Source organism: Burkholderia cenocepacia, from assembly GCF_014211915.1.
Lineage (GTDB): Bacteria > Pseudomonadota > Gammaproteobacteria > Burkholderiales > Burkholderiaceae > Burkholderia > Burkholderia orbicola.
This window is the reverse complement of sequence record NZ_CP060040.1, coordinates 2,455,793-2,472,540: the sequence shown is the minus strand read 5'-3', so window position 1 is coordinate 2,472,540 and position 16,748 is coordinate 2,455,793. Positions and strand designations below refer to the sequence as shown.

At 66.3% G+C, this 16,748-nt stretch carries 6 protein-coding genes and 1 pseudogene; 5 read left to right on the top strand and 2 right to left on the bottom strand.

The features are described 5' to 3' along the window. Positions 1–65: 65 nt before the first annotated feature. Positions 66–9,641: pseudogene (locus SY91_RS27445) on the bottom strand (beta strand repeat-containing protein); the annotation flags it as partial. Between the two features lie 487 nt (positions 9,642–10,128). Between SY91_RS27445 and SY91_RS27440 the strand changes: the two are divergent. The 5 genes from SY91_RS27440 to SY91_RS27420 all read left to right on the top strand — a co-directional run bounded on the left by SY91_RS27440 (position 10,129) and on the right by SY91_RS27420 (position 15,426). Next, positions 10,129–13,110: a sensor histidine kinase gene (locus tag SY91_RS27440; protein ID WP_023477316.1), complete on the top strand. Its 2,982-nt coding sequence runs from the start codon at positions 10,129–10,131 to the stop codon at positions 13,108–13,110. Between the two features lie 328 nt (positions 13,111–13,438). Beyond that, complete coding sequence (locus SY91_RS27435) at positions 13,439–13,774, top strand: SymE family type I addiction module toxin (RefSeq protein ID WP_023477315.1); 336 nt, start codon at positions 13,439–13,441, stop codon at positions 13,772–13,774. Then, positions 13,774–14,166 carry a helix-turn-helix domain-containing protein gene (locus tag SY91_RS27430; RefSeq protein ID WP_260632457.1) on the top strand — a complete coding sequence of 131 codons (393 nt, stop codon included), beginning with the start codon at positions 13,774–13,776 and terminating at the stop codon, positions 14,164–14,166. Before SY91_RS27435 ends, SY91_RS27430 begins: the two co-directional genes overlap by 1 nt. 274 nt (positions 14,167–14,440) lie before the next feature. Beyond that, complete coding sequence (locus tag SY91_RS27425) at positions 14,441–14,947, top strand: antitoxin Xre/MbcA/ParS toxin-binding domain-containing protein (RefSeq protein ID WP_124477778.1); 507 nt, start codon at positions 14,441–14,443, stop codon at positions 14,945–14,947. Beyond that, complete coding sequence (locus tag SY91_RS27420; RefSeq protein WP_043888297.1) at positions 14,944–15,426, top strand: RES family NAD+ phosphorylase; 483 nt, start codon at positions 14,944–14,946, stop codon at positions 15,424–15,426. The genes SY91_RS27425 and SY91_RS27420 overlap by 4 nt, the downstream gene beginning before the upstream one ends. A 66-nt stretch (positions 15,427–15,492) precedes the next feature. Here SY91_RS27420 and SY91_RS27415 read toward each other — a convergent pair whose 3' ends face one another. Continuing rightward, positions 15,493–16,335: a peptidyl-prolyl cis-trans isomerase gene (locus tag SY91_RS27415; protein WP_023477310.1), complete on the bottom strand. Its 843-nt coding sequence runs from the start codon at positions 16,333–16,335 to the stop codon at positions 15,493–15,495. Between the last annotated feature and the right edge of the window lie 413 nt (positions 16,336–16,748).

The window sequence follows — 16,748 nt, the reverse complement described above, 5'->3', positions numbered from 1 at the left end:
GAAAAAGTTGAATGGAGTCAGTCGGATCGCCTGCGCAGGCGGGGCGCGAGGCCCCGCCCGGCGGCTTACCACTGATACGAAGCGCCCACGCCGACGGTGTTGCCGCCGCTCGACATGCCCACGCCGGCCTTCATCTTCAGGTTCTGCGTGATGCGGGCTTCGCCGCCGAACGCCACCGCCTGATAGCCCTTGTAGGTCGCGCCGCCGATACCGAACGACACCGTCTTGCCCGGATCGACGCCCGGGATCATCGTCAGCGCGGTGGCCGCGGCGATACCGGAGTACGCGTTGCGCGACAGGTCGTTCATCTGGCCCTGGACGCCGCCCAGCGCGCGATCGAGCTGACCCTTCGTCGCGACGTCGGTTGCGTTCACACCGTCCGACACGTTCGAGATCGTGCGCGTCCGGTCGATGGAGCCGACCGACACGGTGTCGTCGCTGTACGCGGTCGAGCCAGCGCCCAGCGCGACCGAGTTCGAACCCGACGCATTCGCGCCCTGACCGATCGCGACCGACTGGTTGCCCGACGCATTCGACCCGGAGCCGATCGCCGTCGCGCCTTCGGCCGAACTCTTCGACCCGGAGCCGACGGCCACGCCGTTGTTGTGCGACACGCCCGCGTTCGACCCGATCACCGTGCCGTTGCTTGCGCCCGTGCCGATCGTCGCGCCCGAACCGGCAGCCGTGTTGCCCGTGCCGCTGCCCGCGTTCGCCTTCGTCGTGCCGTCCGTGCCCACGTCGGTACCGGCGAAGTAGTCGTTGCCGGCGCCGCCGTCGCCCGGAGGATTGCCCGTGCCCGGGTTCCGCTCCAGTTCGCCGACACGGTCGTCGAGGCCGCCGATCTTGTCGTTCAGTTCGCTCAACTGCCCGAAGTTCACCGCGTCATACCGGCTCGAGCCGTCCGCGACGTTGCCGAGGCGCACCGGCGCCGCGCCTGAGCCGCCGAGGGTCACCGAGCCGTAGTTCGGCGTGCCGTCCTTGTTCAGGTCGTAACGCACCGCGAGCGAATCGGTCGCGCCGTACTGCGCCGCCGCCTGGACTGCTTCGGCCACGGTCTTGTACTTGCTGCCGTTCACTTCGATCGACGTATCCGCGAGTTTGCCGTCCGCATCGACCGTCGTCCCGCCGCCGATCACGTCGGCCACGCTCTGCGCGGTGCCGTGCAGTTGCGCACCGTTGATCGCGTCGCGGCTCGTCGCGCTCACCGCACCGGCGCCCACGCCGGTCAGCACGCGGTCGCCCGCCGTGCCCGTGAAGTTCACGGACGTGCCGTCCGTGTCCTTCGCGACCGTGATCTCGCGCGTGTCCGCGTCCTGCTGGACGAGGCCGATCGAGCCGTGGACGAGGCTGCTCGAGATGTTCTCGATCGCGTCGCCGACGTTGTTGTACGTCTTGTCGTTGACGGTGTACGTCGGGTTCGTCACGTTGCCGTTCGCGTCGACGGTCGAGCCGCCGCCCAGCGCATCCGCCACGCTCTTCGACGCGCCGTACAGCTGCGAGCCGTTCACCGCGTCCATGCTGGTCGCGTTCACCGCGCCGGCCTTGACGTTCGACAGCGTCGTGCCGTTCGCGCCCTTCAGCGTGATCTGGTCGAAGTTCGCCGAACCGTCCGCATGCTTGTCGTACGTCACGGCGAGCGACGTCAGGCCCTTGCCCGGATTCGTCGGGTCGATCGGCGTCAGCACGCCCGCGCTCTGCAGCTGACCGACGTTCACCGCGTCATGCTTGTCCACGCCGTCCGCGACGTTCTTCAACGCCACCGGCGTCGTCGCGCCCGCGCCGCCCAGCGTCACCGAACCGAGGTTCGGCGTGCCGTCCGCATTACGGTCGTACGTCACCGCCGCGATCGACTGGCCGGTCACCGGATCCACCAGACCCGAATCGGCCAGTTGCTTGTTGATCACGGTGATGTTCTGCGTGTTCGTCGTCGTACGGCCGTCGAGGTTCGACAGTGCGTCACCCACGTTGTTGTACGACTTCGACTGCGATGCATCCGCCGGGTCCGCCAGCGAGTACGTCGGGCTCGTCACCTTGCCGTCCGCGCCCACGGTCGCGCCACCGCCCAGCGAATCGGCCACGCTCTGCGCGGTGCCGTGCAGTTGCGCACCGTTGATCGCATCCGTGCTCGTGGCCGTGACCGCGCCCGCCTTCACGTTCGTGATCGTCGTGCCGTCCGCGCCCTTCAGCGTGACCGTGTCCTTCGCGGCGCCGTCGTAGGCGACGGCGAGCGACGTCAGGCCCGCACCCGGGTTCGTCGGGTCGACCGGCGCAACCAGGCCCGCATCCTGCAACTGGCCGAGGTTGATCGCGTCGTGACGCTCCGTGCCGTCCGCAACGTTCTTCAGTGCGACCGGCGTCGTCGCGCCCGCACCGCCCAGCGTCACGGTGTCCTTCGCCGCGCCGTCGTACGTCACCGCCATCGACGTCAGGTTGCCCTTGCCGTCGTCGCCCACCACGCCCGCGCTCTTCAGCTGGCCGAGGTTCAACGCATCGCCGTCGTCCGTCGCATTCGCAACGTTCTTGATCTGCGTCGGGCCGGTGCCGTGGCCCAGCGTCACCGAACCGTAGTTCGGCGTGCCGTCCGCGTTACGGTCGTACGTCACCGCAGCGACTGCCTTGCCGTCGTCGCCGATCAGGCCCGAGCCCTTCAGCTGGCTCACGTTCACCGCGTCCATGTCGGCCACACCGGCCTTCACGTTCGCGAGCGTCGTGCCGTCCGCGCCCTTCAGCGTGACCGTGTCCTTCGCGACACCGTCGTACGCGACGGCGAGCGACGTCAGGCCCGCACCCGGGTTCGCCGGATCGACCGGCGCGACCAGGCCCGCGTCCTGCAACTGGCCCACGTTGATCGCGTCGTGACGATCCACGCCGTCCGCGACGTTCTTCAACGCCACCGGCGTCGTCGCGCCCGCGCCGCCCAGCGTCACCGAACCGAGGTTCGGCGTGCCGTCCGCGTTGCGGTCGTACGTCACCGCCGCGATCGACTGGCCCGTCACCGGGTCGACCAGACCCGAATCGGCCAGCTGCTTGTTGATCACGGTGATGTTCTGCGTGTTCGTCGTCGTACGGCCGTCGAGGTTCGACAGTGCGTCACCCACGTTGTTGTACGACTTCGACTGCGACGCATCCGCCGGGTCCGCCAGCGAGTACGTCGGGTTCGTCACCTTGCCGTCCGCGCCCACGGTCGCGCCGCCGCCCAGCGAATCGGCCACGCTTTGCGCCGTGCCGTGCAGCTGCGCACCGTTGATCGCATCCGTGCTCGTGGCCGTGACCGCACCCGCCTTCACGTTCGTGATCGTCGTGCCGTCCGCGCCGCCTTGCAGCGTGACACGAGCCTTGGTGTCGTCGTCATAGCCGACGGCCAGCGGGTTGCCCGGACCGCCCGAGTTGTCCGCGACGTACTGCTTCAACTGGTTGTAGTTGATCGCGTCATGGTCGTCCGTCGCATCCGCCACGTTCTTGATCTGCGTCGGGCCTGCGCCGTTACCCAGCGTCACCGAGCCGTAGTTCGGCGTGCCGTCCGCGAGACGGTCGTACGTGACCGCGGCGATCGCGTTGCCGTCGTCGCCGATCAGGCCCGAGCCCTTCAGCTGGCTCACGTTCACCGCGTCCATGTCGGCAACACCGGCCTTCACGTTCGACAGCGTCGTGCCGTTCGTGCCCTTCAGCGTCACGGTGTCCTTCGCATTGCCGTCGTACACCACGGCCAGCGATTCGCCCGTGACCGGGTCGATCACGCCGCCATCCTTCAGCGAGTCTTCCAGATCGCCGACACGCGTGTTCGTCGCGAACAGCTGCGAACCATTCACGGCGTCTTTGCTCGTCGCCGACAGTTCGCCATCCTTGACGTTGTGGATCGCCACCGGCGTGGTCGCGCCAACGCCGCCCAGCGTGATGCTGTCCTTCGCCGCACCGTCGTACGTCACCGCCAGCGACGTGAGGTTGCCCGTGCCGTCGTCGCCCACCAGGCCTGCATCCTTCAGCTGGCCGAGGTTCAGCGCGTCGCCGTCGTCCGTCGCATCCGCGACATTCTTCAGCTGCGTCGGGCCCGTACCGTTACCCAGCGTCACCGAACCGTAGTTCGGCGTGCCGTCCGCGTTACGGTCGTACGTGACCGCCGCGATCGCCTTGCCGTCGTCGCCGATCAGGCCCGAGCCCTTCAGCTGCGAAACGTTCACCGCGTCCATGTCGGCCACGCCGGCCTTCACGTTCGCAAGCGTCGTGCCGTCCGCGCCGGCCAGCGTCACCTTGTCCTTCGCCGCGCCGTCGTACGTGACCGCCATCGACGTCAGGTTGCCCGCGCCGTCGTCGCCCACCAGGCCTGCATCCTTCAGCTGGCCGAGGTTCAACGCATCGTGGTCGTCCTTCGCGTCCGCGACGTTCTTCAGCGCCACCGGAGCCGTCGCGCCCGCGCCGCCCAGCGTCACCGAACCGAGGTTCGGCGTGCCGTCCGCGTTGCGGTCGTACGTCACCGCGGTGATCGACTGGCCGGTCACCGGATCGACCAGACCCGAATCGGCCAGCTGCTTGTTGATCACGGTGATGTTTTGCGTGTTCGTCGTCGTACGGCCGTCGAGGTTCGACAGCGCGTCGCCCACGTTGTTGTACGACTTCGACTGCGACGCATCCGCCGGGTCCGCCAGCGAGTACGTCGGGCTCGTCACCGTGCCGTCCGCGCCCACTGCCGCACCGCCGCCGAGCACGTCGGTCACGCCCTTCAACTGGCTGACGTTGACCGCATCGGTCGCCTGCGTGCCTGCCGCGACGTTGACGACCTGGCGTTCGGCACCCGCACGACCGACGGACACCGAGTTCGCACGATTCGAGAACGCGTTCGCGCCGAGCGCGACGCTGTTGGCCGCGCCCGCGGTCGTGTTCGCGCCGAGCGCCATCGCGCCTTCGACGCCGCGTGCGACGTTCGCACCGGTACCCATCGCGATCGCGTTGGTCGAGCCGGCCCGCACGTTCGCGGCGTTACCGACCGCGATCGAGCCGTCGCCGATCGCCTGCGCGCCGTTGTTGCCGACCGCCAGCGCGTAGTCGCCATTCGCCTGTGCGTTCGCACCCAGCGCGACGGCCTGCGTGCCGTTCGTCTGGACGTTCGAACCCATGGCGACCGAGTAGTCCTGGCCGGCGCCGGTATGCGCGAAGCTGCCGATCGCGACCGAGTTGTTCGAACCCGCGCCGCTTTGCAGGCCGACGGCCACCGCATTGGCGCCGCTTGCCGCCGTCGACGAGCCGATCGCGGCCGCCGTTGCGGTAGCCGGATCCGCGCCGTTCAGCGAAGCGACGTTGTTGCCCTGCAGGCCTTCGATCGCGACGAGCGGGTCGCTGACGTCCATCGTCTGCATCGAGCGCGAGCTCACCTCGTCGATCGCGGCCTTCGTCTTCTTGTCGATCTCCGACGAGAAGCTGTCGATTGCCTGTTGCGTCTTCGAGCTCACCGACGTCGACAGGTCGTTCAGCGCCGCATACAGCTGACCGCCGTTGACCGCGTCCGTGCTCTGGAATGCGACGTCGCCGTCCGCCACGTTGACGATCTTGCGTTCGCGGCCCACGTCGCCGACCGACACGACGTTGTTCTGGTTCGCGACCGAGTTGTAGCCGATCGCGACCGAACCGTTGCCGGTCACACGTGCGCCGCTGCCGAGCGCCAGCGAGTTGGCGCTGGTCGCCCGTGCGTCGGAACCGATGGCGACCGCGAGCGCGCCGCTGGCGACAGCCGGCGTGCCCGTGACCGGGTCGGCGTTGACCTTGACGAAGCGCAGGTTGCCGCCGGAAAACTCGTCGCGGAGGTCCGACAGGCCCGTGTTCAGTTGCTTGACGTTGACCGCGTCGAGGTCGTCGACGCCCGTCGCGACGTTCTTGATCTGCGTCGGACCCACGCCGTTACCCAGCGTCACCGAGCCGTAGTTCGGCGTGCCGTCCGCGTTACGGTCGTACGTGACCGCGGCGATCGACTTGCCGTCGTCGCCGATCAGGCCGGAATCCTTCAGCTGGCCTACGTTCACCGCGTCCATGTTCGCCACGCCGGCCTTCACGTTGGACAGCGTCGTGCCGTCCGTGCCCTTCAGCGTCACGGTGTCCTTCGCGGTGCCGTCGTACACGACCGCGAGCGATTCGCCCGTGATCGGATCGATCACGCCGCCATCCTTCAACGAATCCTTCAGGTCGCTCAGGTTCTGGTTCGTCGCGAACAGCTGCGAACCGTTCACGGCGTCCTTGCTCGCCGCCGACAGTTCGCCATCCTTGACGTTGTGGATCGCCACCGGCGTAGTCGCGCCGACGCCGCCCAGCGTCACGCTGTCCTTCGCCGCGCCGTCGTACGTCACCGCCATCGACGTCAGGTTGCCCTTGCCGTCGTCGCCCACCAGGCCCGCATCCTTCAGCTGGCCGAGGTTCAGTGCGTCGTGATCGTCCGTTGCGTCCGCGACGTTCTTCAGCGCCACCGGCGTCGTTGCACCCGCGCCGCCCAGCGTCACCGAACCCATGTTCGGCGTACCGTCCGCGTTACGGTCGTACGTCACCGCGGCGATCGACTTGCCGTCGTCGCCGATCAGGCCCGAATCCTTCAACTGGCCTACGTTCACCGCGTCCATGTTCGCCACGCCGGCCTTCACGTTCGACAGCGTCGTGCCGTCCGCGCCGGCCAGCGTCACCTTGTCCTTCGCCGCGCCGTCGTACGTGACCGCCATCGACGTCAGGTTGCCCGCGCCGTCGTCGCCCACCAGGCCCGCGTCCTTCAGCTGGCCGAGGTTCAGCGCATCGTGGTCGTCCTTCGCGTCCGCGACGTTCTTCAGCGCCACCGGCGTCGTTGCACCCGCGCCGCCCAGCGTCACCGAACCCATGTTCGGCGTACCGTCCGCGTTACGGTCGTACGTCACCGCGGCGATCGACTTGCCGTCGTCGCCGATCAGGCCCGAGCCCTTCAACTGGCCTACGTTCACCGCGTCCATGTTCGCCACGCCGGCCTTCACGTTCGACAGCGTCGTGCCGTCCGTGCCGGCCAGCGTCACCTTGTCGCGTGCCGCGCCGTCGTACGTCACCGCCATCGACGTCAGGTTGCCCTTGCCATCGTCGCCCACCAGGCCCGCGTCCTTCAGCTGGCCGAGGTTCAGCGCGTCGTGGTCGTCCGTCGCATCCGCGACGTTCTTGATCTGCGTCGGACCCGCGCCGTTACCCAGCGTCACCGAGCCGTAGTTCGGCGTGCCGTCCGCGTTACGGTCGTACGTGACCGCGGCGATCGACTTGCCGTCGTCGCCGATCAGGCCGGAATCCTTCAGCTGGCCTACGTTCACCGCGTCCATGTTCGCCACGCCGGCCTTCACGTTGGACAGCGTCGTGCCGTCCGCACCGGCCAGCGTCACCTTGTCCTTCGCCGCGCCGTCGTACGTCACCGCCATCGACGTCAGGTTGCCCTTGCCGTCGTCGCCCACCAGGCCCGCGTCCTTCAGCTGGCCGAGGTTCAGTGCGTCGTGATCGTCCGTTGCGTCCGCGACGTTCTTGATCTGCGTCGGACCTGCGCCGTTACCCAGCGTCACCGTGCCGTAGTTCGGCGTGCCGTCCGCGTTACGGTCGTACGTCACCGCGGCGATCGACTTGCCGTCGTCGCCGATCAGGCCCGAACCCTTCAGTTGCGAAACGTTCACCGCATCCATGTCCGCCACACCGGCCTTCACGTTCGACAGCGTCGTGCCGCCCGCGCCCTTCAGCGTGACCTTGTCCTGCGTCGCACTGTCATAGGTAACAGCGTTCGGATCGCTGCCGCCGTTCGCGGCCAGCGCATCGAGCGCGTCGCCGACATTGTGGTAGTCGGTTCCGGCGACCTTGTAGGTCGGCTGCTTGACGTTGCCGCTGCCGTCGACCGCCGCGCCGCCGCCGAGTGCCTTCGTCACACCGGACAGCTGACCGACGTTGACCGCGTCGGTGGCTTGCGTGCCGGCCGCGACGTTCACGATACGACGTTGCGTGGTGCTGTTACCCACGGAGACCGTATTGGCCGTGTCGGCCACGGAGCTGTTGCCGATTGCCACCGCGCTGTCCGCCGAGACACGGGAGCCGTTACCCAGCGCGACGCTGTTGCGCGCATTGCCGCTGGTGGCCGACACGCGCGCGCCGTTGCCCAGCGCCAGACTGTTCTGGGCGCTGTAGGTACCGCCGGCCGGGTTTGCGCCTTCCTCGATCACCGCATCCGTACCGATCACGGTGGTGGCGATGCCGTCTGCCCGTGCATTGATGCCCATCGCGATACTGCTGCGGCCATTCGCTTTGGCGTTCTGGCCGATTGCCGTCGCATTGCCGCCCGCCGCATCAGCTGCCGCACCGGTGGAATTGACCTTGAAATACGTGTTGTCCGCCTTCGTCGACAGCGCCGTATTCATCTGGCCGAGATTCACGGCATCCGTATTCTGCGTACCGGCAGCCACGTTGACGATCTGCCGTTGCTGCGACGTCGACCCGACCGACACCGCATTGTTGCGATCGCCAACCGAGTTCGCGCCGAGCGCAACCGCGTTCGTACCGCTGGCCAGCGCCCCGCGACCGAGTGCGGTCGCAGTCGCGCCCGTCGCGCTCGCGCGCTCGCCCAATGCAACGCTCGACGCCGACGTCGCATTCGCGAGCACGCCGATCGCAACGGCGTTCGTGGTTGCATTGGCGGAATAGCCGATCGCGGAGCCGTAGGTTCCGCTGGTGCTCGCGCCGCGACCGACTGCGATGGCATTCGCACCCACCGCGCTCGCCGTCGTGCCGAGCGCCGTGGCGCCGTCGGCTCCCGCATAGGCGCTATAGCCGACGGAAGTCGCATTGGACGACACCGCCGCCGCGCCCCGGCCCATCGCCGTCGAATTGTTCCCCGTCGCGCGTGCGCTCACGCCAACCGCGACGGTTTCACTGCCGGTCGCATTCGCGAGCGTGCCGAGCGCCACGGCATTCTGGCCGGTCGCAACGGTATTCCCGCCCAGCGCCACGGCCGACGTACCGCCGGCATTCGCGTTCGCCCCGATTGCCGTCGCGCTGCCGCCTGCGCGCGCCGCCGTTGCGGCCGCATATGTACCCGTATTCGTCACGACGTACGGGTTCGACGTCGTTGCAGCCGCAGCGATCGCCGAATTCAATTGATTGAGGTTAACGGCATCCGTCCCCGCCGTCCCGGCAGCCAGCCCCGTGATGCGGTGGTTCGTCATGTTGACGTTGCTGTTGAAATCGGCGGGGCCGCTGACATGAACCCCGTTCTGGCCGTACAAGACCAGATGGCCGTCCGTACTTCCCATTACAGACGCAGTTTGAGCCAAGCCGCTAGCACCATTCGTATTGGCATTGTTGCCAAGGATAAAGGACGGGGCATGCCCTTGATACGCGGGCAGACTCGTATTGATGGGCGCACAGTTTGCGTTGACCGTGTTGCTCAACGAACCGAAAGTCTGCCCGTACCTCACGCCGTTCGCAGCGGTCGTGTTCATACACAAATTGAGTCCGCCTCCGGTCGTGGCCTGCGCATTCGCATCGGCCGACATCGCACCGCCGCCCACACCGGCCATCACCGCCACCGCCGCCGTCACCGACGACCGCATCGCGGTATTCGACTTCGATTTCGTACGCATCCGCGCGGTTTCGGCCGCCGCCGTCCATGTACCCGTCGTCGCGTTCCAGACGGTGCGATAACTCTTGTTCATGCTGATTGCCTCTGTAGAGAAAAAGGGGAGAAGGACGCTCCTCGTCCACAGATGCCAATGTATTGATCGCCTGTCATTTCGATAATCAGACGGCTGGACGTGCGGCGACTTATTTCGTAGGCCCAGTCCTAACATGACGTTGCTTGACAATCGGCCGTGCCAGACACGGCACGGCACGCCGTTCTCTCGAACGATTCCGTTTGACACGAGCGCGCGGCAAGCCTTATATACGCACCGCGCCGCCGATTGCCTGAATAGGACTGGTCCTATCCATCGCGCGCGAGTGTTTCGGACTGCCCTACATACAGACCCGCCCGCTATCCCGATAATTTTCCCGTTCCCCGAGCCGGCCGCGCATCGCGCCGCCGTCGTGCGGCTCGCGGATATCGTCCGCGTTCCGGCATCGCCGTAGCGCGTCTCCCGATTTGCGCATTGATTCACCGGTCTTCGTCTCATGCCCATCCGCCATCTCTTCGCGTCCCATACGGACGCCAGCGCGCCGTTCGCGTCGATCGACGACGATGCGCACGACCTGAGCCTGCTGAACCGGTATCAGCGCTTCACGCTGTACGGCGGCGCGGTCGTGCTGTCGCTCGTGATCCTGATCGCGGCCGGCATCCTGCTCGTCGGCTCGGTGCGCGACTACATCGCCGAGCGCCGCGACCTGTTCGCGACGCACAAGGCGCTCGTGCAACTGGAAATGGATGCGAAACAGGCGTCGATGCGCCGCGCGGTGATCAACGCCGAGCTGCTGTGGAACGGCCATCCGCCGCATGCGCGCGAAGCCTCAGATGCACTGAGAAAAGACGGGCACGTGCTGCTCGCCCCGATGCCCGGCGTGAGCGAAATTTTCGTGGCAGCATCGCCGAAGGCGCTCGCCGACCACGAAACCGATCGCTACGTGCAGTTGATGGAGCGCCAGACGATTTCGGTCGCGGCTGCCGAGCGGCAGACCGGCCGCGCGGTGCGCGGCTATGCATACAGCCCCGACCGCAACGTGATCGCGATCACGCCGCCGCCGTCGATGCCGTATCCCGACCTGCTCGCGCGCATCGGCGTACGCGACACGCATGCGCTGATCCAGCACCTCGCATTCGACGTGGCCGACTGGTCCGATCCGGCCGTCGCGCGCTACTGGCGCCTGTCGCGCCGGATCGCATGGCAGGCGCCGGCGATCGACCCGCTGACCGGCAAGACGGTCTTCCGTCTCGTCGAGCCCGCCTTCGACGGTCAGCAGCATTTCATGACCTTCGTGAGTGACTTCGACGTCGACGTGATCGCCGATCGCATGAAGCACGCGCCGGCCGATGCGGTCGCGATGCTGATCGACGAAAACGGCCGCGTGCTGCTCGATGTCGACCGCACCGGCGACGCGGAGGACGGCGCCGCGCTGATGAAGCACGCGCTAGCCGAAGGCACGTGGCGGCGCGGCCTCGCGCATTTCGACGAAAGTTATCGCCACGGCGTGTTCACGATCAGCGACCGGATTTCCGACACCGGCTACGCGATCGTCTATGCGTACTCGTGGCGCACGATCGCCTTTGCGATCTGGTCGACGATGCTGCGCGAGTTCGGTACGACCGCGACGATCCTCATCGTGCTGTGGACGCTCGTGATCGCGTTCGACCTGCGGGTGTTCGCGCCGCTGTTCCGCCGCTCGCGCCGCGTGTTCGAAAGCGAGCGGATGAGCCGCACGATCGTCGCGACCGCGCCGTTCGGCATCGGCCTCGTATCGCCCGACACGCGACAGGTGCTGCTGCGCAACCGGATGCTCGAACTGTACGAACGCGAGGCCGGCGATCCGCCGCTGCACGAGCGGCTGCTGGCCCGCTATCGCGAACACGCGGACGCGTCGCCCGTCCAGCTCGACGTCGAACTGCCGCTGACGCTCGGCGACGGCCGCGCGCGCGACCTGCTCGTCAATTTCGTACGCGTACGCTACAAGGGCAAGAACGCGCTGCTGTGCAGCTTCTCCGACATCACGACGCGCGCCGACGCCGAACGCGCGCTCGACAGCGCGAATCGCGCGAAGTCGACGTTCCTCGCGACGATCAGTCACGAGATCCGCACGCCGCTGAACGCGATGCTCGGCAATCTCGAACTGCTCGACAAGGCGCCCGACCCGAGCCGGCAGAAGCCGCGCCTGCATGCGGTCACGTCGGCCGCGCGGATGCTCCTCGACATGCTGAACAACGTGCTCGACATGACGAAGATCGAAGCCGACCGGATGACGCTCGAAGCGACCGGCTTCCGGATCGACGAGCTGATGCGCGACGTCGCCGACCTGTTCGAGCCGGTGGCCGGCGCGAAGGGCATCGCATTGCGCATCGACGTCGATCCTGCGGTCGCGCACACGTACCTCGGCGACCCGATGCGCGTGCGGCAGATCGTCGTCAACCTGGTCAGCAACGCGATCAAATTCACCGACCGCGGCGCGGTGGCGTTGTCGGTGTCGGCGCCGTCGGGCGACGCGACGCCCGTGACGATCCGCGTCAGCGATTCGGGCATCGGCATGACGGCCGATCAGCTGGCGCACGTGTTCGAGCCGTTCGCGCAGGCCGACGAATCGATCGCGCGCCGCTTCGGCGGCACCGGCATCGGCCTCGCGCTGAGCTACAAGCTCGCGGAATCGATGGGCGGGCGCATCGACGCGAACAGCGTGCCGGGCGTGGGTTCGACGTTCGTCGTCACGTTGCCGCTGCCGCTCGACCGCCAGCCGGGCGCCGCCCAGGCGCTTTCAAGCGACGACGCGCCGGACGTGCGCGTGCTGTTCGTCGACGACAATCCGGTCAACCGTTCGCTCGTCCACGATCAGCTGGACGTACTCGGCTATCAGGCCGATATCGCGTCGAACGTCGCCGACGCGCTCGACCTCGTGGACCGCCACGACTACGCGGTCGTGCTCACCGACCTGAACATGCCGGGCCTCGACGGCTATGCGTTCGCCCGCGTGCTGCGCGAGCGCGGCCGCGTGCAGCCGATCCTGGCGGTCACCGCGCATGCCGAACCGGACGAGTTGCGGCTGGCGTGGGAAGCGGGTATCGACGAGATCGTCACGAAGCCGACGTCGCTGAAATCGCTCGAGCAGGCGATCGCGAAGTACGCGGGGACGTGGCGGCGGCCGACGTATCCGCCCGTACCCGCGCGCGCGCCCGGCCCGTTGCCGAAAGACCTGCACACGGTGCTCGTCGATGCGACGCGACGTTCGAGCGCGACCATTGCGCGGGCGTTGCAGGACGGCGATCTGAAGGTTGCGCGATCGGAGATTCACAGCATGCGCGGTGCGTTCGCAATGATCGGCGAGCGGGAGATTTCAGGGCTCTGCGCGTCGATGGAAGCGCTGGCGCTGGCCGGGGATGCGGCGGCGTTCGCGCGGGAGTTCGAGCGCTATCGACAGAGCGCGAACGAGATCCTGATGCGGCGTGCGGCGGGCTGATCGAATCGTCGATTGAAACGATTTCTGACACATCGGGAATGAATCGACGACGCAGCCAGCCGACGCGATCGCGCCGGATTCTTTATGCAGCAAGCGTCGATGCATAGGCCGGATGGCCAACATCGATAAATTCGTACGTGACCGATCCATGACGCCGGATGTTCTCGGCTACAGTGGTTGCACGTTTTCGCCAGGGTTCTCAGGCCGCTTCGACATGCGATGCATGTGACGGAGCGGTACTCGAAATCCGTTGCGTAAACGAGCGCGGCCCGCAGGTGAAACAGCACCTGCGGGCCGCTGACCACAACCAACTTCCCAGGAGTTAATCATGGCTGGCGCGAATCATAACGCACCGACGTATTTCCGCGATCGTTTTGTCTCCCCTCGTTCGTCTCTTCAATCCCGCCGTATCGTTCCGCATATCCGGCTCGCTGAAATGGCGCCGCCTGTCGTGCATCTGTGGATGAAATTGTCTGGCCGATGGATCGAGGCGGCGGGTTTCGATCCCGAACAGCGTCTGCATATCGAGGTGTCGCACAAGCGGCTGGTGATCACGCCGATCGATGAGGCGGACCCGAGCCCTGTCGGAAAGGATGGACTTCCCGATGTCGATTGCGGCACCGGGCAACAGCGGCAACTGTCGGTGATGACGGAGGAAGCGTAATGAACTACGACACATCGAATCAACACTCCGACAACGTGCCGGACGATTTCGACTATTACGACGTCGGCGAACTGGCGGCCAAATCCGTGCTCGTACTGAAACTCAATGCATTGATGGCGTCGCGCGGCCTGACCGAGGAAGAGGCGGCGGCGCTCGCCGAAATGGCACAGCCGGTGGTCACGCCCGAGCAGCGCGAGCGGCTCCGGAATGTAACGCTGGATCAACTGATGCTGACGCTGGCGTCGTTCGGCCAGCATGTGGAGATCGTGGTGAAGCCGGCGGGGAATTCGGGCCGGCGGGGATTACGGTTTCGGTCTGACGGGCTGCGACGCAGGCTTAAAGAAATGTGTGGCGGCCGGAAGCGCCTCGGCGCTCGCATGAGGCAGCGTTAGGAGTAGGTGCTATCAAATACATAGCATGACGACGGCCGGGCCCAACGGCCGCCGCCGAAGCGGATCCGGCGCCACACTCGTTCAATTTAACGTGAACGATCGTTACAACCAATCGGACTGGACTGATTCTTCTCCCACAGTGCTGCACTTGGCCATAGTCGGTTGCCCCCACCTCTGGAGCATCAGCATGCCTGCCAAACGGGAAAGTCTTGACTCTCACTTGAACGAATCTACAATGAGAACATTGAGATTCTCATTTGAGAGGAACATCACCATGGCACGGAATCAATCCGCTGGCCGACAATCAGCTACTCGCCCCGCTGCCGTGAAAGCGGCCAAGCCGACCGTCGACTCTAAACAACTCGGCCCTCACGGTCGCGATATCGAGATGTTCCTCGGCCAGTTCGATGCCCTTGAGCAACGCAGGCAAATTCGTGAAGGGATGGAGGCCAACATTATCGATCGTGTCGCGAAGAATCTCTTGAATGTGCCAGTCCAAACGCTGCTTGCTGGACTCGGCCTTCCGAGTTCCACGATCCTGCGCAAGATAGCGCGCGAGGAACGTCTATCCCCTGCAGAATCCGATCGTGTCGCACGCGTGCTCTACGTCTTTCGGCTCGCGATGGACGTATTCGAGAACGAAACGCTCGCCGCTGAATGGATGCAACTTCCACATGCCGAGCTTGCCGGGTTGCGGCCGCTCGAAGTCCTGGATTCCCAACCTGGGTATGACCGAGTACGGGATCTGCTGATGCGCGTCATTTACGGAATCGGCGCATGAAACTGTATCGACTCGCCAAGGAGCGGCGCGGCTACTATCGGGCCGACGACTTGAGCGGCAATGGCGCCGCGTTGGCCGGCGGACGTTGGAGCCCACACGGAATGCGCGTTGTGTACACATGTCTTCATGCTTCAACTGCACTGCTCGAAGCGCTAGTGCACATGGCCGGCTTGATGCCGGCCGGCGGGTATCACTTGGTGACATTGGAGTTGCCAGACGCCATTTATGACGAGGCGTTCACTCCGACACCGCCGGATGGCTGGGCAGACTTGACGCGCGATCCCGAAACCACGATGAAGCTGGGTCAGCAGTGGCTGGAGGCCGGCAAACAGCTGGCTATGCGTGTGCCGTCGGTAGTGTGTTCGATCGATTTCAATCTATTGTTGAACCCGTCGCATCCGGACATGAAAGCCGTCAAGGTAGTCGGCACTGTGCCCTTCACACTCGACCCGAGACTGTTCGGCCACGCGCCGAAATAAAATCGGCCCGTACTCGATTCGAGCAACGGGCCGATATTCAGGCGGCATACCTGCACCGCGAGCCGCTTACTGCTGGATCGTCGCCTGCCCGGCCAGCTTGTCGACCAGCGCCGTCATCGCGCGCTGCTGCGCCTGCGCTTCCAGCTGCTGACGCAGCACGTTCTTCGCCGCCTCGAAGGTCGGCACGACCGTCGCACGCTTCTCGTCGAGTTTCACGATCGCGAACGCGTTGCCGACCCGGATCGGGCCCGCGACGGCGCCCGGCTGCAGCGACGTGATCGCCTGCGCGAGCGGCAACGGCAAACCGCCCGTCTTCCCCTCGGCCACCGGCGTGCGCAACTCGACCCACTGCGCGACGCCGCCGTTCGGCGTCGTGTTGTACTTCTTCGCCACCGCGTCGAACGCCGCGCCCTGCTTCAGCTCCGCGACCAGCGCGTTCACTTCGGCCGGATCGGCCACGGCGATCACGTCCGCGCGATATTCGAACTGCGCGGCATTCGCGACGACGTCGTCGTAACGCGCCTTCACCTGCGCGTCGGTCACCGCTTGCGGGTGCAGGTTGTCGCGCAGGTAGAGATCCGTCGCCGCGACCGTGCGCGCCCGCATCACGACGCGATTCACTTCGGGGCGGCTACCGTAGTTGGCCTTTTCCGCTGCCTGCTCGACCAGGTGCTGGGCGATCAGCTCGCGCCTGGCTTGTTCGCGCAGCGCCGGCGTATCCGCCTGACCCCATTGATGGATCAGGACGTCCACGTCGCTGCGCGCGATGGGCGTGTCGTTGACGACCGCTTCGACGCCCGGCGGCAGCGGCGTTTCGGTTTTCGTGCCTGCGGCGCGTGCGACAGGGGCGCCGCAGGCGCACGCGAGTGCGATCAGGGTGGAAACAATGGAAATGTGATGCTTCTTCATGACGATTCCTTCATCGATGGAGGGAGGTGCCGCACGCGATGGCGGCCGTGTGGAGGTGCGGCAGCTTCACCGCGGACAACCGACCGGGTCGGTGTCTGACAGGCCGCGCGCGCGATCGCGTCACGACCAGACCTGAAGCGCGAGCCGGTCGAGCCGGCCGCGCGTTGCCGAGCAGAGTCACCGCCGTCTGCGAGGCACAGGTGACCGACGGAGGGAACGACAGAGATGAATGCCCTGCGCTCGCATGTGGCAGCGTTCTCCCAACCTGCGACCCGAACGGTGCAGATGCGACCGAGCCCACCGGTCGCCGCAAGGCATTCACCTCTCGCCATCCTGACCGGGCCGCGCCGGCAACGTCGCTCGTGCCGGCCTCGCGCGGAGAAAAATGCGCTGCCCGGCGAACGGGCAGCGCG